At 52.2% G+C, this 22,458-nt stretch carries 19 protein-coding genes and 2 tRNA genes; 5 read left to right on the top strand and 16 right to left on the bottom strand.

The annotated features are described in order from the left end of the window. Nucleotides 1-210 precede the first annotated feature (210 nt). From rpsO to OGY19_RS11180, 7 genes are all read right to left on the bottom strand, one after another. Nucleotides 211-480, bottom strand: a complete 270-nt coding sequence (gene rpsO / locus OGY19_RS11210; RefSeq protein WP_000059465.1) for a 30S ribosomal protein S15 — start codon at nucleotides 478-480, stop codon at nucleotides 211-213. A 273-nt stretch (nucleotides 481-753) separates the two neighbouring features. Next, nucleotides 754-1,698: a tRNA pseudouridine(55) synthase TruB gene (gene truB, locus OGY19_RS11205; RefSeq protein WP_048213392.1), complete on the bottom strand. Its 945-nt coding sequence runs from the start codon at nucleotides 1,696-1,698 to the stop codon at nucleotides 754-756. Then, nucleotides 1,698-2,102: a 30S ribosome-binding factor RbfA gene (gene rbfA / locus OGY19_RS11200; protein WP_003024988.1), complete on the bottom strand. Its 405-nt coding sequence runs from the start codon at nucleotides 2,100-2,102 to the stop codon at nucleotides 1,698-1,700. The genes truB and rbfA overlap by 1 nt, the downstream gene beginning before the upstream one ends. Nucleotides 2,103-2,248: 146 nt before the next feature. Further along, nucleotides 2,249-4,939: a translation initiation factor IF-2 gene (gene infB / locus OGY19_RS11195; protein ID WP_048213393.1), complete on the bottom strand. Its 2,691-nt coding sequence runs from the start codon at nucleotides 4,937-4,939 to the stop codon at nucleotides 2,249-2,251. A 24-nt stretch (nucleotides 4,940-4,963) separates the two neighbouring features. Further along, the gene (gene nusA, locus OGY19_RS11190) at nucleotides 4,964-6,451 is read right to left on the bottom strand and encodes a transcription termination factor NusA (RefSeq protein ID WP_043017784.1); all 1,488 of its coding nucleotides are present in this window, start codon (nucleotides 6,449-6,451) and stop codon (nucleotides 4,964-4,966) included. A 28-nt stretch (nucleotides 6,452-6,479) separates the two neighbouring features. After that, complete coding sequence (gene rimP, locus OGY19_RS11185; protein ID WP_061068860.1) at nucleotides 6,480-6,932, bottom strand: ribosome maturation factor RimP; 453 nt, start codon at nucleotides 6,930-6,932, stop codon at nucleotides 6,480-6,482. A gap of 207 nt (nucleotides 6,933-7,139) precedes the next feature. Further along, nucleotides 7,140-7,216: transfer RNA gene (locus tag OGY19_RS11180), tRNA-Met, on the bottom strand. A 334-nt stretch (nucleotides 7,217-7,550) separates the two neighbouring features. Between OGY19_RS11180 and argG the strand changes: the two genes are divergently transcribed. Continuing rightward, nucleotides 7,551-8,894: an argininosuccinate synthase gene (argG, locus tag OGY19_RS11175; protein ID WP_003024998.1), complete on the top strand. Its 1,344-nt coding sequence runs from the start codon at nucleotides 7,551-7,553 to the stop codon at nucleotides 8,892-8,894. 191 nt (nucleotides 8,895-9,085) lie between these two features. Here the strand turns inward: argG and OGY19_RS11170 are convergent. The 3 genes from OGY19_RS11170 to OGY19_RS11160 all read right to left on the bottom strand — a co-directional run bounded on the left by OGY19_RS11170 (nucleotide 9,086) and on the right by OGY19_RS11160 (nucleotide 10,575). Further along, nucleotides 9,086-9,172, bottom strand: a tRNA-Leu gene (locus tag OGY19_RS11170). Nucleotides 9,173-9,181: 9 nt separating this feature from the next. Next, nucleotides 9,182-9,514 (bottom strand): preprotein translocase subunit SecG, encoded by a 333-nt coding sequence (gene secG / locus OGY19_RS11165; RefSeq protein WP_006687886.1) that lies wholly within the window; start codon nucleotides 9,512-9,514, stop codon nucleotides 9,182-9,184. 167 nt (nucleotides 9,515-9,681) lie between these two features. Beyond that, entirely contained in the window at nucleotides 9,682-10,575 is an 894-nt protein-coding gene (locus OGY19_RS11160; RefSeq protein ID WP_061068684.1) for a LysR family transcriptional regulator, read from the bottom strand. Between the two features lie 148 nt (nucleotides 10,576-10,723). Between OGY19_RS11160 and iadA the strand changes: the two genes are divergently transcribed. Together iadA and dcuC are read left to right on the top strand one after the other, a co-directional pair. Then, nucleotides 10,724-11,857, top strand: a complete 1,134-nt coding sequence (iadA, locus tag OGY19_RS11155; RefSeq protein ID WP_101741909.1) for a beta-aspartyl-peptidase — start codon at nucleotides 10,724-10,726, stop codon at nucleotides 11,855-11,857. Nucleotides 11,858-11,867: 10 nt separating this feature from the next. Then, nucleotides 11,868-13,334: a C4-dicarboxylate transporter DcuC gene (dcuC, locus tag OGY19_RS11150; protein WP_115601400.1), complete on the top strand. Its 1,467-nt coding sequence runs from the start codon at nucleotides 11,868-11,870 to the stop codon at nucleotides 13,332-13,334. 49 nt (nucleotides 13,335-13,383) lie between these two features. Here the strand turns inward: dcuC and glmM are convergent, their stop codons facing one another. The 4 genes from glmM to rlmE form a co-directional block, all read right to left on the bottom strand. Further along, entirely contained in the window at nucleotides 13,384-14,721 is a 1,338-nt protein-coding gene (gene glmM / locus OGY19_RS11145) for a phosphoglucosamine mutase (RefSeq protein ID WP_115601399.1), read from the bottom strand. Beyond that, on the bottom strand, nucleotides 14,714-15,562 hold the full coding sequence (gene folP / locus OGY19_RS11140; RefSeq protein WP_048213410.1) for a dihydropteroate synthase: 849 nt from the start codon (nucleotides 15,560-15,562) through the stop codon (nucleotides 14,714-14,716). Before folP ends, glmM begins: the two co-directional genes overlap by 8 nt. A gap of 217 nt (nucleotides 15,563-15,779) precedes the next feature. After that, nucleotides 15,780-17,711 carry an ATP-dependent zinc metalloprotease FtsH gene (gene ftsH / locus OGY19_RS11135; RefSeq protein ID WP_048213411.1) on the bottom strand — a complete coding sequence of 644 codons (1,932 nt, stop codon included), beginning with the start codon at nucleotides 17,709-17,711 and terminating at the stop codon, nucleotides 15,780-15,782. A gap of 99 nt (nucleotides 17,712-17,810) precedes the next feature. Then, nucleotides 17,811-18,440: a 23S rRNA (uridine(2552)-2'-O)-methyltransferase RlmE gene (gene rlmE / locus OGY19_RS11130; protein WP_004106110.1), complete on the bottom strand. Its 630-nt coding sequence runs from the start codon at nucleotides 18,438-18,440 to the stop codon at nucleotides 17,811-17,813. A 125-nt stretch (nucleotides 18,441-18,565) separates the two neighbouring features. Between rlmE and yhbY the strand changes: the two genes are divergently transcribed. Then, nucleotides 18,566-18,859 (top strand): ribosome assembly RNA-binding protein YhbY, encoded by a 294-nt coding sequence (yhbY, locus tag OGY19_RS11125; RefSeq protein WP_003025016.1) that lies wholly within the window; start codon nucleotides 18,566-18,568, stop codon nucleotides 18,857-18,859. Nucleotides 18,860-19,014: 155 nt separating this feature from the next. Here yhbY and greA read toward each other — a convergent pair whose 3' ends face one another. Continuing rightward, the gene (greA, locus tag OGY19_RS11120; protein WP_003025019.1) at nucleotides 19,015-19,491 is read right to left on the bottom strand and encodes a transcription elongation factor GreA; all 477 of its coding nucleotides are present in this window, start codon (nucleotides 19,489-19,491) and stop codon (nucleotides 19,015-19,017) included. Nucleotides 19,492-19,739: 248 nt separating this feature from the next. Here greA and dacB point away from each other — a divergent pair, with 248 nt between their 5' ends. Then, nucleotides 19,740-21,173 (top strand): serine-type D-Ala-D-Ala carboxypeptidase, encoded by a 1,434-nt coding sequence (gene dacB, locus OGY19_RS11115; protein ID WP_003025021.1) that lies wholly within the window; start codon nucleotides 19,740-19,742, stop codon nucleotides 21,171-21,173. Between the two features lie 98 nt (nucleotides 21,174-21,271). On the opposite strand, the gene cgtA is transcribed toward dacB, so the two are convergent. After that, complete coding sequence (cgtA, locus tag OGY19_RS11110; RefSeq protein WP_003828732.1) at nucleotides 21,272-22,444, bottom strand: Obg family GTPase CgtA; 1,173 nt, start codon at nucleotides 22,442-22,444, stop codon at nucleotides 21,272-21,274. Nucleotides 22,445-22,458: the final 14 nt, after the last annotated feature.

Here is a 22,458-nt window from a genome sequence, read left to right as displayed (position 1 = left end):
TTGCGCCATCGTTAATACCCGATCTTCTGCGCATCCTCGCGACTAATGACAACCCTAACCCATAAGCATGAGTAAAGCCTCTCATTAGCCGCGCGAACCTCTGCAACGGAAGATCATTCATAGCAACAATACATTAGTTTCCAGCGAATTGCTGCCATCTGCTGGAAAAAAGGGGCCATGAAGGCCCCCTCTTTCTGAAACTCGAAAGAATTAGCGACGCAGACCCAGACGCTCGATCAGCGCAGTGTAACGTGCAACATCTTTACGTTTCAGGTAGTCGAGCAGTTTACGACGCTGAGAAACCATGCGCAGCAGACCACGACGGCTGTGGTGATCTTTTTTGTGCTCTGCAAAGTGGCCCTGCAGATGGTTAATCTGTGCAGTCAACAGTGCAACCTGAACATCGGTAGAACCGGTGTCGTTTGCATCACGACCAAACTCAGAAACGATTTTAGCGGTAGCTTCAGTACTTAGAGACATTTTAAAACTCCAAAGTGTTAAGAATGAAAGGATGCCGATCTCTAATTCAGCTATCCCAGTGTATACACTTCATCCTTCAAGCTGACTCTGCGTTGGCTGCGTCCGCTCACCTCAGTCACTTACCTGAGTAAGCTCCTGAGGATTCTCAGACTTGCCGCCTTGATGCAGCTTGAATGATTTTGTGTATACGCCACGCAGATTGTTAAACAATTCACGCGACGTTAAGCGGCAGTATTCTACTCGCAGCGCCCTTTTATCGCAAGACAGAGAGCGCTATGCAGGATACTCAACCACCAGGCGGCGGGGAGCAACACGACCTTCATCGTCCATTTCCCCCATGCCGATAAACTTGCCTTCATCACCTTCCGTCACGCGCACCAGTCCTTCCAGCGGCGCACCTGACGTCCGTACCGGATTACCATTTTTAAAGTAAACCGACGATGTTAAAGGTAAATTAACTACCGGATAGTCTGATGCCGGACTGTCCATTGGCATCAGCAAAGGATCAAGCAACTGCGCCGCCGGAATATTTTGCTGTTCTGCCTGCTCAACCAGTTCACGCAGATGCTCCAGCGTGACCATACGATCCACCGGATACTTGCTGACCGTCAGACGACGCAGATACGTGACGTGCGCGCCGCAGCCCAACTTCTCACCGAGATCGTCAACAATGGTGCGAATATAGGTGCCTTTGGAACAGTGAACTTCCAGTTCCAGTTCGTTACCTTCATGGCGAATAAACAGCAGCTCATAGACGGTAATCGGGCGCGCTTCACGCGGCACTTCAATGCCCTGACGCGCATATTCGTACAGCTTCTTACCCTGATACTTCAGCGCCGAATACATTGACGGGATCTGCTCGATATCGCCGCGGAAAGTCTCCAGCGCGCTTGCAAGCTGCTCAGCGGTGAAGGTTACCGGACGTTCCTGCACGATTTGCCCATCAGCATCCGAGGTGTCAGTACGCTGGCCCAGACGGGCAACCACACGATAGCGTTTATCAGAATCCAGCAAATACTGTGAAAACTTCGTCGCCTCACCGAGGCAAATCGGCAGCATGCCTGTCGCCAGCGGATCCAGCGCGCCGGTATGTCCCGCGCGGTTGGCATTGTAGATGCGCTTTACTTTTTGCAGTACGTCATTGCTGGACATGCCTTGCGGTTTGTCCAGCAGCAGAACACCGTGAATGTCGCGACCACGACGACGAGGACGACTCATCAGTCCTCCTTGCTGTCGTCCGCTGGGTTCACACGACGCTCATCGTCATGTTTCACCACGCTGGTCACCAGGTTGGACATGCGCATCCCTTCGACCAGTGAGTTGTCGTAGAAGAAGGTCAGTTCCGGCACGATACGCAGACGCATGGCTTTACCCAGCAGAGAGCGGATAAAACCAGAAGCTTCCTGCAGCGCCTTAATACCATTTTTAACGGCAGCTTCGTCCTGGTCGTTCAGGAACGTCACGAATACTTTGGCATACGCCAGATCACGGGACATCTCAACACCAGACACGGTAGTCATCATGCCCACGCGTGGGTCTTTGATTTCGCGCTGCAGGATGAGTGCGATTTCTTTCTGCATCTCCTGCGCGACGCGCTGCGGGCGACCAAATTCTTTCGCCATAATAAATTCTCCAGAATAAAGACAAAAAAGGGGCAATAAGCCCCTTTTTAAATTTCTTGCCGGGTGGCGCTTCGCTTACCCGGCCTACGCTTAATCATCTTCTCAGGATTTTGGGCTGCAAGTTGCGGCCCAAAAGACGACGAAGATTATGCGATGGTACGTTTGATCTCAATGATCTCGAACACTTCGATCATATCGCCAACGCGAACGTCGTTGTAGTTCTTAACGCCGATACCACATTCCATGCCGTTACGGACTTCGTTGACATCATCTTTGAAGCGGCGCAGGGATTCCAGCTCACCTTCATAGATAACCACGTTGTCGCGCAGTACGCGGATTGGGTTGTGACGTTTAATCGTACCTTCGGTAACCATACAGCCTGCGATAGCGCCGAATTTCGGTGATTTGAACACATCACGCACTTCAGCCAGACCAATGATCTGCTGTTTCAGCTCCGGAGACAGCATGCCGCTCATCGCTGCTTTCACTTCATCGATCAGATGATAGATGACGGAGTAGTAACGCAGATCCAGGCTTTCAGATTCGATAACTTTACGTGCAGATGCATCAGCACGGACGTTGAAGCCAACCAGAATCGCGTTGGATGCCGCTGCCAGAGTCGCGTCGGTTTCGGTGATACCACCTACGCCAGAACCAATGATCTTCACTTTGACTTCGTCGGTAGACAGTTTCAGTAAAGAGTCAGAAATCGCTTCGACAGAACCCTGCACGTCGGCTTTCAGGACGATGTTCACTTCGTGAACTTCACCATCAGTCATGTTAGCGAACATGTTTTCAAGTTTAGATTTCTGCTGACGAGCCAGTTTAACTTCACGGAATTTGCCCTGACGATACAGTGCAACTTCACGGGCTTTCTTCTCGTCACGAACGACAGTAACTTCGTCACCTGCAGCCGGAACACCGGACAGACCGAGGATTTCCACCGGAATGGATGGACCTGCTTCAAGGACTTCCTGACCCAATTCGTTACGCATCGCACGAACGCGACCGTATTCGAAGCCACAGAGTACGATGTCGCCTTTGTGCAGCGTACCTTCACGCACCAGTACGGTAGCAACCGGACCACGACCTTTATCCAGGAAGGATTCGATAACCGCACCGCTCGCCATACCTTTACGCACAGCCTTCAGTTCCAGTACTTCGGCCTGCAGCAGGATAGCGTCCAGCAGCTCATCGATACCGGTACCCGCTTTCGCAGAAACGTGAACGAATTGGCTCTCGCCGCCCCACTCTTCCGGCATGATGCCGTACTGGGACAGTTCGTTTTTAACGCGATCAGGATCCGCTTCTGGTTTATCGATCTTGTTGACTGCAACCACTACCGGCACACCTGCCGCTTTCGCGTGCTGGATTGCTTCGATAGTCTGCGGCATCACGCCGTCGTCTGCTGCAACAACCAGAACAACGATATCCGTTGCCTGAGCACCACGAGCACGCATGGAGGTAAACGCGGCGTGACCCGGGGTATCCAGGAAGGTGATCATACCGTTGTCAGTTTCAACGTGGTACGCACCGATGTGCTGAGTAATGCCGCCTGCTTCGCCAGAGGCCACTTTCGTGGAACGAATGTAGTCCAGCAGAGACGTTTTACCATGGTCAACGTGACCCATGATGGTGACTACCGGTGCGCGCGGTTCAGCCGCAGCGCCGGTATCACGGTCGCTCATTACCGCTTCTTCCAGCTCGTTTTCACGACGCAGGATAACTTTGTGGCCCATCTCTTCGGCAACCAGCTGTGCGGTTTCCTGGTCGATGACCTGGTTAATGGTCGCCATTGCGCCCAGTTTCATCATCGCTTTGATGACCTGAGAGCCTTTAACTGCCATTTTGTTCGCCAGATCGCCAACGGTGATGGTTTCACCGATCACAACGTCACGGTTAACGGCCTGAGCTGGCTTCTGGAAGCCCTGCTGCAGAGCGGAACCTTTACGCTGCTTACCGCCTTTACCACCGCGAACCGCGGCACGCGCTTCTTCACGGTCAGCTTTAGATTCAGCGTGTTTGTTGCCTTTCTTCGCCGGACGCGCTGCTTTCGTGCTGCGAGTACGACCACGGCCGCCTTCGACTTCACGATCGTTCTCGTCTTCAGCCTGGCGAGCGTGCTGGGAAGTGGTGACGTGATAATCGCTGGTATCTTCAACAGGTTCAGCGTTATTCACACCATTTTTCTCATTTTCTTCCGCCATACGGCGAGCTTCTTCCGCTACGCGGCGCGCTTCTTCTTCAAGCTTGCGACGTGCTTCTTCTTCCGCTTTACGCTTCAGTTCAGCGGCTTCATTTTCACGGCGGGCTTTTTCGGCCTGGGCGGTTTTAGTCATATCGTCGGTCTGTTGATTGCTCACTTTGTCTTTTTCCGCAGCTTCACGTTTCGCTTTATCAGCGGCTTCACGCTTAGCTTGTTCTGCGGCCTCACGTTCGGCTTTTTGTTGCGCCTCGCGTTTGGCAGCTTCTTCTGCCTCACGACGGGCTTGCTCTTCCGCTTCACGCTGCGCCTGCTCTTCCGCGGCAAGGCGTTCAGCCTCTTGCGGATCGCGTTTCACAAAGGTGCGTGTCTTGCGGACTTCGATTTGTACCGATTTACTTTTCCCACCGGTACCTGGAATATTGAGAGTACTGCGCGTTTTACGCTGCAATGTCAACTTATCCGGCGCAGAGCCGTTTTCACGGTTCAGGTGCGCCAGTAAGGTTTGTTTCTCTTGTGCGGATACAGAGTCGTCAGCAGACTTCGGGATACCTGCATCAGCAAATTGCTGTACCAGGCGATCCACGGAGGTCTGTATCTCTGCAGCCAGTGTTTTTACGGTTACATCTGTCATACTGTTCCTTCCTGCTACAGTTTATTACGCTTCGTCGCCGAACCAGCAAATATTACGGGCAGCCATAATCAGCTCACCGGCTTTTTCGTCGGTCAACCCTTCGATATCAGCCAGATCATCAATGCCCTGTTCAGCGAGATCTTCCAGCGTACAAACACCACGGGCAGCCAGTTTGAAGGCCATCTCACGATCCAATCCTTCCAGATTCAGCAGATCGTCAGCCGGTTTGTTATCACCGAGGCTTTCTTCCTGGGCCAGTGCCAGAGTGGTCAGTGCGTTTTTAGCACGCTCGCGCAGCGCTTCAACGGTCTGTTCATCCAGGCCGTCGATTTCCAGCAGCTCTTTCATTGGCACGTAGGCCAGTTCTTCCAGCGTCGCAAAACCTTCTTCCACCAGAACGGTCGCGAAATCTTCATCGATATCGAGATATTTGGTGAAGGTGTCAATGGCTGCATGTGCTTCTGCCTGATGCTTCGCCTGCAGGTCATCAACGGTCATCACGTTGAGTTCCCAACCGCTCAGTTGTGAAGCCAGGCGGACGTTCTGACCATTACGTCCAATCGCCTGCGCCAGGTTACCGGCTTCAACCGCGATATCCATGGTGTGTTTGTCTTCATCCACCACGATAGAAGCGACGTCTGCTGGCGCCATTGCGTTAATCACGAATTGCGCCGGGTTATCATCCCACAGGACGATATCAATACGCTCGCCGCCCAGTTCGGTAGAAACCGCCTGAACGCGCGCACCGCGCATACCAACACACGCGCCGACCGGATCAATACGCTTGTCGTTGGTCTTAACGGCGATTTTCGCACGCGACCCTGGATCGCGAGCTGCCGCTTTAATTTCGATCACTTCTTCGCCAATTTCTGGCACTTCAATGCGGAACAGTTCAACCAGCATTTCCGGTTTGGAACGAGTTACGAACAGTTGCGCACCGCGCGCTTCCGGGCGTACAGAGTACAGAACGCCACGAATACGGTCACCAGGGCGGAAGTTTTCACGCGGGAGCATGTCTTCACGCAGGATCACGGCTTCAGCATTGCTGCCCAGATCCAGAGAAATGTTGTCGCGGTTTACTTTCTTCACCACGCCAGTAACGATTTCGCCTTCGTGCTCGCGGAACTGATCAACAACCATTGCACGTTCAGCTTCACGTACTTTCTGTACGATAACCTGTTTCGCGGTCTGGGTAGTGATACGGTCAAAGGTGACAGATTCAATCTGATCTTCAACATATTCGCCCACGTTCAGACTTTCGTCTTCGAAACGTGCCGCTTCCAGCGTAATTTCTTTGGTCGGCTGAGTAACTTCTTCTACGATTACCCAACGACGGAAGGTATCGAAATCACCGCTTTTACGATCGATTTCTACGCGAACGTCGATCTCTTGCTCATATTTTTTCTTTGTTGCTGTAGCCAGCGCACTTTCCAGCGCTTCAAAAATTTTCTCGCGTGGCAGCGCTTTTTCGTTGGATACGGCTTCAACAACAGCCAAAATTTCTTTGTTCATCGCGGGCTTTTCACCTCAATCCAGACTGTTAAAAGTGGGGAACCAGGTTCGCCTTCTGGATATTACTCAGCGCGAACACTTCATCTTTACCGTCGACTGTGACCGTGATCATCTCACCGTCCACCGCTTTGATAACGCCCTGCCATTTACGGCGGTTTTGTACAGCCATACGAAGAACCAGCGTGACTTCTTCACCCAGGAAACGCACGTAGTGTTCAGCTGTGAACAGAGGACGGTCGAGACCCGGAGAGGAGACTTCCAGGTTATAGGCAACGGTGATCGGGTCTTCGACATCCATCACGGCGCTTACCTGATGGCTCACATCAGCACAATCATCAACATTGATGCCATCTTCACTATCAATATAGATGCGCAGTGTGGATGTGCGACCGCGAATAAATTCGATGCCGACCAGTTCGTAGCCCAGGGCTTCAACCGGCGCTGTAATCATCTCTGTTAATTTTTGCTCTAATGTGGACAAGCCCACCCCCAAGACATAAAAAAAGGGCCTAAAGCCCAGTTATTCTGTAGTCAGATAACAAAAAACCCCGATAAATCGGGGTTTTAGATAACTGAACCCTATAACCGCACCTGCGGTTCGGAAAACCTTCCGAAAGAATTTTTTTCAAATCCAGCTACGAAGGCCTAAGTCTCCACAGTATATTTGAAAAAGAACTCTAAGGGAAAGTGGTTGCGGGGGCCGGATTTGAACCGACGACCTTCGGGTTATGAGCCCGACGAGCTACCAGGCTGCTCCACCCCGCGCCTGAAACGTGGCAAATTTTACGCGTTTTGGGTAAAAAATGCAAATACTGCTGGGATTTGGTACCGAGGACGGGACGTAAAATCTGCGCACAGTATATTGATTCACTATGCGTTATGTCAACCTTGTTACGACTATGCAAATCAATGAATGCTGGCCCGTGGATGTTCAGCAAGATAAATATGCCATCCACGCCGTTATTTAACGAAATTATCACTAAACTCTTCCTGTCATCCAGAAAAGATGATTAAATGAAAACTCATTTATTTTGCATAAAAATGCAATTAGTATAATAAGCCGACCTCTTCACCAGTCTATCAAGCAGGGTTTTATTTTATGACGACGATTCTCAAGCATCTCCCGGTAGGTCAACGTATTGGTATCGCTTTTTCCGGCGGCCTGGACACCAGTGCAGCACTGCTGTGGATGCGACAAAAAGGGGCTGTCCCATATGCATATACTGCGAATTTGGGCCAGCCGGATGAGGATGACTATGACGCCATCCCTCGCCGTGCAATGGAATATGGTGCTGAGAATGCTCGCCTGGTAGATTGCCGTAAGCAACTGGTTGCCGAAGGGATCGCTGCCATTCAGTGCGGTGCATTCCACAACACCACCGGCGGACTGACCTATTTCAATACCACCCCGCTGGGTCGTGCAGTCACCGGCACCATGCTGGTTGCTGCCATGAAAGAAGATGGCGTAAATATCTGGGGTGACGGTAGCACCTATAAAGGGAACGATATTGAACGTTTCTATCGTTACGGCCTGCTGACCAACGCCGAACTGCAGATTTACAAACCATGGCTGGATACCGACTTCATCGACGAACTCGGCGGTCGCCATGAGATGTCCGAATTTATGATTGCCTGTGGTTTCGACTACAAGATGTCTGTCGAAAAAGCGTATTCCACCGACTCCAATATGCTCGGGGCGACCCACGAAGCTAAAGACCTCGAGTTCCTGAACTCCAGCGTCAAAATCGTCAACCCGATTATGGGCGTGAAGTTCTGGGATGAGAGCGTGAAGATCCCGGCAGAAGAAGTGACCGTGCGTTTTGAACAAGGCCATCCGGTTGCCCTGAACGGTAAGACCTTCAGTGACGACGTTGAGATGATGCTGGAAGCCAACCGTATCGGCGGCCGTCATGGTCTGGGTATGAGCGACCAGATTGAAAACCGTATCATTGAAGCAAAAAGCCGCGGTATCTATGAAGCCCCGGGGATGGCACTGCTGCACATCGCCTACGAGCGTCTGCTGACCGGTATTCACAACGAAGACACCATTGAGCAGTATCACGCGCACGGTCGCCAGTTGGGTCGTCTGCTGTATCAGGGCCGCTGGTTCGACTCTCAGGCGCTGATGCTGCGTGATGGTCTGCAACGTTGGGTAGCCAGCCAGATCACCGGCGAAGTCACGCTGGAACTGCGTCGCGGTAACGACTATTCAATCCTCAACACCGTGTCTGACAACCTGACCTACAAGCCAGAACGTCTGACCATGGAGAAAGGTGATTCGGTATTCTCGCCAGACGATCGTATCGGTCAGTTGACTATGCGTAATCTGGATATCACCGATACCCGCGAGAAGCTGTTTGGCTACGCGCAGTCTGGCCTGCTGACCGCTTCTTCCACAACCGGCCTGCCGCAGGTTGAGAATCTGGAAAATAAGGCGAAGTAAAGATACACCATCTTAAGGCCGCGAAAGCGGCCTTTTTTATGCGCGGAATATAGAGTGTTTGTAGGCCTGATAAGCGTAGCACCATCAGGCGTTGTAATAATGTCGGATGGCGTCGTAAACGCCTTATCAGGCCTACAGCCACAAATGACAGACGAAAAAAAAGACGCTTTTCAGCGTCTTTTTTCGGAATTTGGTACCGAGGATGGGACTCGAACCCACAAGCCCGTTAGGGCACTACCACCTCAAGGTAGCGTGTCTACCAATTCCACCACCTCGGTACAGAATATTTAGTGCGGGATATCGCTGGTCGGCTGAGCCGGAGCAGCTGGCTGAGTTTGTTCGGTTTTCGCCGGTGCGCTCAGATTTTCCCACTCACTTCCTTTATTGGTCTTATTGCTGTTCATGTTACCCAGCACCAGACTGATAATGAAGAACAGAGTTCCTAACACAGCTGTCATACGGGTCATGAAGTTGCCAGAACCACTTGAACCAAACAGTGTACCAGAAGCGCCTGCGCCAAAAGAGGCTCCCATATCAGCGCCTTTGCCTTGCTGCAGCATGATCAAGCCTACCAGGCCAATTGCCACAATAAGGAAAACTACTAAAAGAGCTTCGTGCATAATCAACCTGTTCCTTGCGGAGTTGCCGCGTACAATGCTTCGACCAATAAAGCGGGAATTTCAACTGTTTCCCACTGAAGCGGGTGTGAATACTAACCAAAGCGAATAACCTTCGCAAGGGCAATTTGTTAGCATTGTATCAAGTGCGGAAAAAATCGCCACATCAATCAAAAACGCAGCAACTTATCCCAGCATCGCTGCATTACTGACCGCTGATCGTCAAGGTTTGCCCAAACAACAATTGGGATCTCACAAACCAGATCCGAATTTTCTGGCCAACACTGAATGATCTCCTGATTCACCAGCTCCTCAGCCACCATTGATTCAGGTAACCATGCCATTCCCATATGGCGCAGTACCATTTCTCGTATTGTTTCGCTTAGCCCAGTCTCAAACACTTTTTTCAACCGTGGGCGCACTCGTTGTTCTGCCGGATCAATAATACGTCTGACAAAGGTATAGTCGCTGTAGCATAGCCAGGGGATCGCGGTATGCGGATCATCCAGTTTGTCCGCGAGTTGCGCAGAAACCACCGGGATAAAACGCTCATATCGCCATAAAGAACGTTTCAGCCCTCCGGCAATCTCCAGCCCCGGTTGTGAAGAGGGTAAATCGTACGTCACCAGCATATCAATTTGCCGGTTTATCAGGGCATTAAAGTGATTATCAATCCCCTGGATGCTGGCATTTACCGTGAAGTTTAATTGCGGTTCACTTTGGCGCAAATAGTTGATCATATCCGGCAAGATATTCACCGACAGCGTATGCAGGCTAACCATTACCAGCGTATTGTCCGTTGCTGGCATCATCGCCGACAGCTCGTGGCGCGCCTCTGTTAACGTGCTGAGGACGTGCCTGGCATAAGGTTCAAAGCGTTCGCCATAACAGGTTAGTGTAACGGGCGTCGTGGTGCGGTCAAACAGCGGGACCCCCAACATCTCCTCCAGAGCCTTTATACGTCGGCTTAGCGCGGGTTGGGTGATATGCCGCTGTATCGCTGCCTGGGAGTAATTCCCATACTGACTCAACGCCAGAAAATCTTCTAACCACTTCGAATCCACGTCTCATTCCCCATCATGCCATAACCGTATCCACCGATGACAAATCGGCAATAGTCACAGTTATAGTAATGGCTTTAATGTGGGCATCATAACAACAATATTCTGTTTCACCTGCCGACTCTCACCCTCGACGTTTGACAGGACCGATATGTTTACTTTACTGACCAATGCCCGCGTTTTTTCTCCGGAGGATTTAGGCCTCTGTTCCCTGCTCATACATGCCGATCGCATTGTGGCTGTTGAAAAAGATATTGCACTCTTTGATGGTGTCAAAGAGGTCATCGATTGCCGCGGTAAGTGGGTAATTCCCGGAATTATCGATCAGCATGTTCATCTTACCGGCGGCGGCGGTGAAGCCGGCTTTGCCAGCCGGACGCCAGCCGTCAAGCTGCGCGATCTGATTCAGGCCGGTATTACGACGGTCGTCGGCGTGCTGGGTACTGATGCGATATCCCGCTCCCCGAAAGATCTTTACGCCAAAATGCAGTCCCTCAATCTGGAAGGCCTGCGTGCGTATATGCATACCGGAGCCTACGCGGTACCCAGCCCGACAATTACACGATCCATTCGCGATGATATGGCATTTATCCCGGCAATCCTGGGTGTCAAAATCGCCCTCGCCGACCACCGTGGCTCTTACCCCTCTTTCCAGGAATTATTGAGGATAGTCAGTGATATCCGCGTGGCTTCACTGCTGGCCGGAAAAAAAGGGTTGCTGCACGTACACCTGGGCAATCTGCCGGAAGGGATGTCACAGCTGATGGAACTGTGTGATGCCGGTATTCCAATTCATCACATTTCACCGACGCATGTCGCGAGGACAGAAGCATTGTTCGAACAGGCTATCGCTTTCGCACATCGCGGTGGCCATATCGACGTGACGTCTGGCGGCAGTCGATTTATGCCCCAGGAGCAAGCGATTCTCCACGCGCTGGAATCACAGGTTCCGGCCGATCGCATCACCATTAGCTCTGATGGCAATGGCAGCGTGCCGCGCTTTAATGCGCAAGGCATCGTAGAAGGGTTAAGCGCCGCGCCGGTAGCTGGCAACCTCAACCTGCTGCCTCGTCTGATTGATGTCGGTATTCCAGTGTCTCAGGCGATCGCGATGTTGACGGCGAACGTCGCACGCTCACTGGGTATTTCTGGCGGCGTACTTTGCGCAGGAGAACGTGCTGATATTTGCGTGCTCAATGACGACCTCTCACTGGCCCACCTGTTTGCCGCTGGAAAGCCGCTACTGCGTGATGGTGAGTGTCTGGTTACCGGCAACTTCGAGTAAGGGGGCGAGAATGTCATTATTACTGGCGCTACTCGCCATCATTTTTGCCGGACGTCTGATCCTGAAAAAGTACCACCCTCAGTCGGTGTTGCTCTTAACCGGGATCGTACTACTGCTTGTCGCGCATTTTAGCGGGATGACCACGCTCAGTAGCCTGGTAAAAAAGAGCACCGGATTTGGCCCCTTTGACGCCTTTGAGTTTATTCGCGACACCCTGAGCGTGCGTCTCGGCGGTCTCGGGCTACAAATCATGCTGATAGGTGGCTTTGCCACCTATATGTCGGCCATTGGCGCAAGTCAGGTGCTGGTGCGCGTCACATCCCGCCCCTTGCAACGTCTGAACTCCCCTTACCTGCTGCTAGGGCTGGCCTTGCTGCTGGGCCAATTTCTGTCGCTATTTATCAGTAGCGCCACCGGACTGGGTCTGCTATTGATGGCAACGCTTTACCCCCTGCTGACCCGTCTTGGCTGCAGCCGCGCCGCCGTTGCTGCAGTTATCGCCAGTACCTGTGCCGTTGAATTTGGCCCGGGTTCCGGGAACTCAGTTCTCGCCGCCAAAACGGCGGGTATCGAGGTAGTTAACTATTTTGTTCAGGATCAGTTACCGATCGTTGTCCCCGTTATTCTGTTCATCGCCCTGCTGCATATTGTTGTACAACGCTTTTTCGATCGCCGGGAGAGCGATGACAATACCGCGCAGCAAATGCAGACATTAACCTCAACCGAAGAAGCCGAAGCGCCGGTTGCCTGGCTATTCCTGCCGATGTTACCGCTGGTGTTGATGCTGGTGTGCAGTGATTTAGTATTCAGCTCACTCAAAATTACGCTCGATACCGCCGTACTGATAAGCCTGGCCATTACCCTGATTTGCGAATATTGCCGCCATCGTAAAGCTCGCGACGTGATGGCTGGCGTACAAAAAGTCTTCGACAGCATGGGCAGTGTGTTTGCCACGGTAGTCACGCTGATTATCGCCGGTGAAGTCTTCTCCGCCGGTCTGAAAGCGATTGGTGCGGTTGATGCGCTGCTGTCACTCTCAGGAGAATTTGGCCTCAGCGCAGCTTCCATAATCTTGCTGATGACGCTAATCACCTTTGCGATTTCAGCGTTAATGGGCTCCGGAAATGCAGCATTTTTCTCCTTCGCCCCGATGGTGCCGGATATCAGCCGCCATATCGGCAGCGACGTGGCGGTTATGATGCTACCGATTCAGATCTCAGCGGGCATTGGACGGACATTGTCGCCTATTGCCGGCGTGATTATCGCCATCGCCGGGATCGCAGGTGTATCACCGGTGGATATCGTTAAACGCACCGCAATTCCGATGCTGGGAGGATGGCTGCTGATGATTGCGCTGACATTCGCCCGATCCGGACACTTGTTGGCGGTTCTCCCGTGGCTGAGCGTCCTCGTGCTATTGATGGTCGGTGGCTACTTCTGGCAGCGCCGACGTAAACAGCCGCTGGCAGTACAGTAAAAAAAACCGGAGTCTCTCAGACTCCGGCTCTTACACTTTACGGAAAGGGTTAAACGGCTTTCACTGCATCCGCAATGCGGTGCGCAAACTCCGTAACCTGTGCTTCGTCTTCACCTTCAACCATCACACGGATTAATGGCTCAGTGCCCGACTTACGCAGCAGTACGCGTCCACGGTTACCCAGTGCCGCTTCAACCTCTGCCATCACCGCTTTCACGCTTTCGTGTTCCAGCGGATCGCCGCTGCCTGCGGTGTAACGTACGTTAACCAGCAGTTGCGGGAACATTTTCATGCCGCTGCACAGATCGTGCAGACTCATATGGTTACGCACCATCGCTGCCAGTACCTGCAGACCCGCCACAATACCGTCACCCGTGGTGGTTTTATCCAGCAGGATCACATGACCTGAGTTTTCCGCGCCGATACGCCAGCCTTTTTCCTGCATTTTTTCCAGTACATAACGGTCGCCCACTTTCGCACGAGCAAACGGAATGCCCAGTTGTTTCAGCGCCAGCTCGAGGCCCATGTTGCTCATCAGAGTACCCACCGCGCCGCCGCGCAGTTGCCCCTGGCGCAGCGCTTCACGAGCGATGATGTACATGATCTGGTCGCCGTCGACTTTATTACCTTCGTGATCAACCATAATGACGCGGTCGCCGTCACCGTCCAGAGCAATACCCAGATCGGCTTTTTCCGCGATTACGCGCGCCTGCAGCGCACGAACATCGGTCGCGCCGACTTCTTCATTGATGTTCACGCCGTTCGGTTCACAGCCAATCGCAATGACGGTAGCACCCAGCTCGCGCAGTACATTTGGCGCAATGTGGTACGTTGCGCCGTTAGCGCAGTCCACCACAATTTTAAGCTCGTTCAGGCTCAGTTCATTCGGGAATGTGCCTTTGCAGAACTCAATATAACGACCGGCAGCATCGACAATACGACTGGCTTTACCCAGTTCGGCCGAATCCACGCAGGTGATTGCTTTTTCCATCTCCGCTTCAATTGCTTCTTCAACTGCATCCGGCAGTTTGGTCCCGTCGATGGAGAAGAATTTAATCCCGTTGTCATAAAATGGGTTGTGAGAAGCGGAGATAACAATCCCGGCTTCAGCACGGAAAGCACGCGTCAGATAAGCAACGGCAGGTGTTGGCATGGGGCCGGTGAAAGAAGCTGACAACCCCGCGGCAGCCAGGCCCGCTTCCAGCGCGGACTCCAGCATATAGCCGGAAATACGCGTATCTTTACCGATAATGATTTTGCGTGAACCATGACGTGCCAGCACTTTTCCTGCCGCCCAGCCCAGCTTGAGCACAAAGTCAGGAGTGATTGGAGCGTCGCCTACACGACCACGAATCCCATCGGTGCCAAAATATTTACGATTACTCATAGCGTTTGTTTTCCTTTGCAGACAATGTGGCTTCCACCACACGCATCGCTTCTACGGTTTCTTTGACGTCATGGACACGAATAATCTGCGCTCCCTGCATTGCGGCAATGACCGCGCATGCAAGGCTGCCGCTCAAACGCTCAGATGGACCCACATTGAGCAATTGGCCAACCATTGATTTTCGTGACATCCCTACCAGCAGCGGCAGATTAAAATGATGAAATTCCGCCAGACGAGCCAGCAATGTGTAGTTGTGAGTAAGATTTTTACCGAATCCGAATCCTGGGTCGAGTAGCAATTTATCTTTTGTGATTCCGGCCCGTTCACAACGTGCTATTTGCTCAACAAAGTAACGATTTACCTCAGCAAATACATCCTCATACTTCGGTGCTTCCTGCATAGTTTTCGGCTGCCCCTGCATATGCATCAGGCAAACCGGCAATCCAGTTTCTGCCGCAGCTTCCAGCGCGCCCGGCTCCGAGAGTGAGCGAATGTCATTAATGATATGTGCGCCCACTCTGGCGCACTCACGAATGACCTCTGGTTTTGAGGTATCTACCGAAATCCACACTTCAAAACGTTGAGCAATTGCCTCCACCACCGGGATCACTCGCTGCAGTTCTTCTTCCACGCTAACATCCGCCGCTCCCGGTCGCGTAGACTCACCACCCACATCAATGATAGTCGCCCCTGCGTTAATCATCAGATTTGCGTGTTTTACCGCCTCAACCAGAGAGTTGTGCGCCCCGCCATCAGAAAAAGAGTCTGGTGTGACGTTTAAAATCCCCATGACGTGGGGATGGCTGAGATCCAGCGAAGATCCCTGAGCAAAGAGTTTCATAGTGTTATCCCTGGTATATACCCAATGAATTTCGAGTTGCATCTGCATTAGCTTTCATCGCTCACCCCAGTCACGTACTGATGTACGCTCCAGGGGATTCCCTGCGTCGCCGCCTTGATGCAACTCGAAATTCATTGGGTATAAGTTGATAAATAAAAAAACCCCGGAGCAAGCCCCAGGGTTTTCAATTAAAACATGGTCATCAGATGACGATAACTTATTTGTCGCCTAACTGCTCTGACATGTTGCCCGGGTTCGGCGTACGCGGCTCTTCAGCCGGACGCGGTGCACTCGGGGTGCCATTGTTGCCAGAGTTGTTAGATGAACCAGACTCTTCCCAACCCGCTGGCGGGCGCACATCGCGGCGAGCCATCAGATCATCAATCTGCGGTGCATCGATGGTCTCATATTTCATGAGCGCATCTTTCATCGAGTGCAGAATGTCCAGGTTATCGTTCAGCAGACGGCGAGCACGGTCATAGTTGCGCTCAATCAGTGATTTCACTTCCTGATCGATAATACGCGCGGTTTCATCGGACATATGTTTTGCTTTCGCAACAGAACGACCGAGGAACACTTCGCCTTCTTCTTCCGCGTACAGCAACGGCCCCAGTTTGTCAGAGAAGCCCCACTGAGTGACCATGTTACGCGCCAGGTTCGTCGCGACTTTAATGTCGTTGGACGCACCGGTAGAAACATGTTCAGCACCGTAGATGATCTCTTCCGCCAGGCGACCGCCGTACAGCGTGGAGATCTGACTTTCCAGTTTCTGACGGCTGGCGCTAATTGCGTCGCCTTCAGGCAGGAAGAAGGTGACACCCAGCGCACGACCGCGCGGAATAATCGTCACTTTGTGCACCGGATCGTGCTCCGGCACCAGGCGACCGATGATTGCATGGCCAGCTTCGTGATACGCGGTAGATTCTTTCTGCGCTTCCGTCATCACCATGGAGCGACGTTCCGCACCCATCATGATTTTGTCTTTCGCTTTCTCAAACTCAACCATCGATACAACACGCTTGTTACCACGCGCTGCAAACAGTGCCGCTTCGTTCACCAGGTTCGCAAGGTCCGCACCGGAGAAACCAGGCGTACCACGAGCAATGATTGCCGCATCGATATCCGGAGACAGCGGTACGCGACGCATATGCACTTTCAGAATCTGTTCACGACCGCGAACGTCTGGCAGCCCCACCACAACCTGACGGTCAAAACGGCCTGGGCGCAGCAGCGCAGGGTCAAGAACATCCGGACGGTTAGTTGCCGCGATAACGATAATACCTTCGTTACCTTCGAAGCCGTCCATCTCAACCAGCATCTGGTTCAGCGTCTGTTCACGTTCATCGTGACCGCCACCCAGACCAGCGCCACGCTGGCGACCTACGGCGTCGATTTCATCGATGAAGATGATACACGGTGCCGCTTTCTTGGCTTGTTCGAACATGTCACGCACACGAGATGCGCCCACACCAACGAACATTTCCACGAAATCAGAACCGGAAATTGTGAAGAATGGAACCTTCGCTTCACCCGCGATGGCTTTTGCCAGCAGGGTTTTACCTGTACCCGGAGGACCAACCATCAGGACGCCTTTCGGGATCTTACCGCCCAGCTTCTGGAAACGGCTCGGTTCGCGCAGGTATTCAACCAGTTCAGCGACCTCTTCTTTCGCTTCGTCACAACCCGCGACATCAGCAAAAGTGGTTTTGATCTGATCTTCGGTCAACATGCGCGCTTTGCTCTTACCGAACGACATGGCACCTTTGCCACCACCGCCCTGCATTTGACGCATAAAGAAGATCCAGACACCAATCAGCAGCAGCATTGGGAACCAGGAAATGAAGATAGAAGCCAGCAGGCTCGGCTCTTCAGGCGGCTCACCAACAACCTTGACGTTTTTGGTCAGCAGGTTATCAAGCAGCTTCGGATCGTTAACCGGAATGTAGGTCGTGTAACGGTTACTATCTTTCTTGGTAACGTTAATCTCACGTCCGTTGATACGCGCTTCACGAACCTGGTCCTGATTGACCTCTTGCAGGAAGGTAGAGTAATCAACCTTACGGCCATTAGACTCGCTGGGCCCAAAGCTCTGGAATACTGACATCAGCACAACGGCAATGACCAGCCAGAGTATTAGGTTTTTCGCCATGTCACTCAAGGGATTAACCTCATATTACAACTGTGTTAAAAACAGCGTCAGGATACTCTATATCCAGTGTCTTTCAAACTTTCGTTTGAAATCTACCGGTTATGGTTTACGCCCGGTCGCTACAATGTACACTTCACGCGAACGGGCGCGAGAAGAGTCCGGCTTACGAACTTTGACCTTCGTAAACAGGGAGCGAATCTCTCTTAGATACTCATCGAAGCCTTCGCCCTGGAACACCTTCACTACAAAACTACCACCTGGCGCTAATACATCACGAGCCATTCCAAGTGCCAGTTCAACCAGATACATGGCCCGGGGAATATCCACCGCCGGTGTTCCACACATATTTGGCGCCATATCAGACATGACAACTTGTACTTTACTGTCACCTACACGCTCAAGTAACGCTTTCAGGACTAATTCATCACGAAAGTCGCCCTGAAGGAAGTCCACACCAACGATTGGATCCATAGGTAAAAGATCGCAAGCGATAATGCGGCCGCTGTTTCCGATCTGCGTAACCGCATATTGCGACCAGCCACCGGGTGCAGCGCCGAGGTCAACAATCGTCATCCCCGGTTTAAAAATTTTGTCACTTTGCTGTATTTCATCAAGTTTAAACCAGGCACGGGAACGTAACCCCTTTTTCTGTGCCTGTTGAACATATTTATCGCTAAAGTGTTCCTGAAGCCAGCGACTCGAGCTGGCAGAACGCTTTTTACCTGTCATTTCACTTTCCCATCGGGCAGTTCATCGTAACCAATGGTGTAAATATCTACACAGCTATTTGGCGATATATGGGAGATGGCGGTAGAATGACCCGTTTTCAATCCCAACGTAAGCAAAAATATACGATGAATCTGAGTACTAAACAAAAACAGCACCTGAAAGGTCTGGCACATCCGCTCAAGCCTGTAGTTATGCTTGGCAATAATGGTTTGACCGAAGGGGTACTGGCCGAGATTGAACAAGCGTTAGAGCACCATGAGCTTATCAAGGTGAAAATCGCCTCGGAAGATCGCGATACTAAAACCTTGATCGTGGAAGCTATCGTACGCGAAACCGGCGCCTGCAATGTACAGGTCATCGGCAAAACGCTGGTACTGTATCGCCCGACTAAAGAACGTAAAATCTCGCTGCCACGCTAAGAATATCCCAAAGTTGAACACGAAGTTTGTGTAAAACGCGGGAATTTCCGCTAGCAGGAGAGCAAAATGCCACGCTCTCTTCGTTGATAAAAGGCCGCTATGCGGCCTTTTTCCTTTCTTTACAATACATCAACATCTTGAGTATTGGGAAATTCTTACAGGTATTCGACCTTCGTCACTTCATACTCAACTTCGCCGCCCGGCGTTTTGATAACCACCACGTCATCCTGCTCTTTACCAATCAGGCCACGAGCAATAGGTGAGTTCACCGAAATCAGGTTTTGTTTAAAATCGGCCTCATCATCGCCCACAATGCGCCAGGTCTGCTCTTCATCGTTATCAAGATTCAGAACGGTAACCGTCGCACCGAACACAACGCGGCCGTTATTTGGCATTTTAGTGACGTCAATAACCTGCGCGTTAGACAGTTTGGCTTCGATATCTTTAATGCGACCCTCGCAGAATCCCTGCTGTTCACGCGCCGCGTGATACTCCGCGTTCTCTTTCAGGTCACCGTGTTCACGCGCTTCCGCGATCGCGGCAATAATTTCAGGGCGACGCACAGATTTAAGAAAATCCAGTTCTTCGCGCAGTTTTTCAGCACCACGTAAGGTCATCGGGATAGCTTGCATTTGTTATACCTCTTGAACATTCCTGTAGGGGGTGGTTGTCCTCACCCCGGCTGCTAAGCCCACTCTGGCATACGCCATGCCAGAGTCAGAAGCAAAAAAATACCGACCCGGGGCACGAGGTCCCAGGTCAGCTACAATTCTCCATTTGATGTTCATTTTACCCTGGAGTTCCCTATGGGTCATCGTTTACTTTTTGGGGCGTTGCGCCGTAGTATGACGGCCTGTTTCCAGGTTGTTAGCGCGAGATTATGCGATTTTCCAGATTTACTATTGGATTGACTGCCAGTATAGCGTTCAGCGTTCAGGCTGCGAACGTCGACGAGTATATCAATCAGCTCCCTGCCGGGGCCAACCTCGCCCTTATGGTACAGAAGGTTGGCGCTCCTGCTCCTGCTATTGATTTTCATAGCCAGCAGATGGCACTCCCCGCCAGTACCCAGAAAGTGATCACCGCGCTGGCGGCATTGATTCAGCTCGGGCCGGACTTTCGTTTTACCACCACGCTTGAGACGAAAGGCAACGTGGAAGGCGGAGTATTAAAAGGTGACTTAGTAGCGCGATTTGGTGCCGATCCGACGTTAAAACGTCAGGATATCCGCAATATGGTGGCAACCCTGAAAAAATCAGGCGTGACGCAAATTGCCGGAAATGTCCTGATCGACACCTCTATTTTCGCCAGTCATGATAAAGCCCCTGGCTGGCCCTGGAACGACATGACGCAGTGTTTTAGCGCACCGCCCGCAGCAGCCATTGTCGATCGTAACTGTTTCTCGGTTTCACTCTACAGCGCGCAAAAACCCAACGATCTCGCCTTTATTCGCGTGGCATCTTATTACCCGGTCACCATGTTCAGCCAGGTGCGTACTCTCGCCCGAGGTTCTGCGGAAGCGCAATATTGTGAACTGGATGTGGTTCCCGGCGATCTCAACCGCTATACGCTGACCGGATGCCTGCCCCAACGAGCCGATCCGCTGCCGCTGGCGTTCGCCATTCAGGACGGAGCCAGCTATGCCGGGGCGATTATCAAAGATGAGCTAAAACAAGCAGGGATCACCTACAGCGGTACGCTGCTGCGCCAGACGCTGGTCAACGAGCCGGGAACGGTGGTCGCCAGTAAGCAGTCGGCGCCACTGCATGACCTGCTTAAGATTATGCTGAAAAAATCGGACAACATGATTGCCGATACCGTTTTCCGTATGATTGGTCATGCCCGATTTAACGTACCGGGCACCTGGCGGGCAGGTTCAGATGCCGTACGTCAGATCCTGCGTCAGCAGGCGGGCGTCGATATTGGCAACACGATTATTGCCGACGGCTCTGGCCTCTCTCGCCATAACCTGATTGCCCCCGCCACCATGATGCAGGTGCTGCAATACATCGCGCAGCATGACAATGAGCTGAACTTTATCACCATGCTACCGCTGGCTGGCCACGATGGCTCCCTGCAATACCGTGCAGGCCTGCATCAGGCTGGTGTTGATGGTAAGGTTTCAGCGAAAACAGGCTCACTTCAAGGGGTGTACAACCTCGCGGGGTTCATCACCACCGCCAGCGGGCAACGCATGGCGTTCGTGCAGTATCTGTCTGGCTATGCGGTAGAGCCTGCAGACCAGCGCAACCGACGTATTCCACTGGTGCGCTTCGAGAGTCGGCTGTACAAAGATATATATCAAAATAACTGAGTATGTTTGCCGGATGGCGGCGCAAACGCGCCTTATCCGGCCTACAGCGCGTCCTGGAAACAAAAACCCCGGCAACATGGCCGGGGTTTTTATTGGGATTAACGCTTGTAAATGAACTCAACGCCTTCTTCGTCGTCTTCGTCCCAATCATCATCCCAGTCATCTTCCGCTTCGTCTTCGACTTCAGCGAGCTGCTGGCGGTGATAATCATCCCACATGAACTCAACTTTCTCCGGCTGTTTCGCTTCTTCAGCCTGAACGATTGGGTTCTCAATGATAAAGGTCATTACATCCCAGCAAAGATCCTTCACACCCAGCTGGCTGGCGGCAGAGATCAGGTAATATTTACCTTCCCAGCCCAGCGCTTCAGCGATGGCTTTCGCTTTTTCTTCCGCTTCAGCTTTGTCCATCAAATCAATTTTGTTGAACACTAACCAGCGTGGTTTAGACGCCAGATCCTGACTGTATTTTTCCAGTTCGCCAATAATGATACGGGCGTTTTCTACCGGATCGGAACCGTCAATCGGATCGATATCAATGAGGTGCAGCAACACGCGGCAACGCTCCAGGTGCTTCAGGAAGCGGATACCAAGACCAGCGCCTTCAGCTGCGCCTTCAATCAGACCCGGAATGTCGGCAACCACGAAGCTCTTTTCGTTGTCCATACGCACAACGCCGAGGCTCGGTACCAGCGTGGTGAACGGATAATCCGCCACTTTCGGTTTCGCCGCAGACACTGCACGGATAAACGTCGATTTACCGGCGTTTGGCATACCCAGCATACCCACGTCTGCCAGCAGCATCAGCTCCAGCATCAGGTCACGCTTATCGCCAGGTGTACCCATCGTTTTCTGACGCGGGGTACGGTTGACCGACGATTTAAAACGGGTGTTACCCAGACCGTGCCAGCCGCCTTTAGCGACCATCAGACGCTGACCGTGTTTGGTCATGTCGCCCATGGTTTCGCCCGTGCCCTGATCGATAACACGCGTACCGACAGGCACTTTAATCGTGACATCTTTACCACGCTTACCGGTGCAATCACGGCTTGCGCCATTCTGACCACGTTCCGCACGGAATGATTTTTCAAAACGGTAATCGATCAGCGTGTTCAGGTTTTCGTCGGCTTCCAGCCAGACGTCACCGCCATCACCACCGTCACCACCGTCCGGACCGCCTTTTGGGATGTATTTTTCGCGGCGGAAGCTGACACAACCGTTACCGCCATCGCCTGCAACGACCAGAATCGATGCTTCATCAACAAACTTCATTTTACTCTCCGTAA

The sequence above is a fragment of the Citrobacter sp. Cy070 genome, from assembly GCF_030332245.1.
GTDB lineage: Bacteria > Pseudomonadota > Gammaproteobacteria > Enterobacterales > Enterobacteriaceae > Citrobacter > Citrobacter youngae.
Note: the sequence above shows the minus strand (reverse complement) of the source record. Positions and strands in the feature narration are given on the sequence as shown.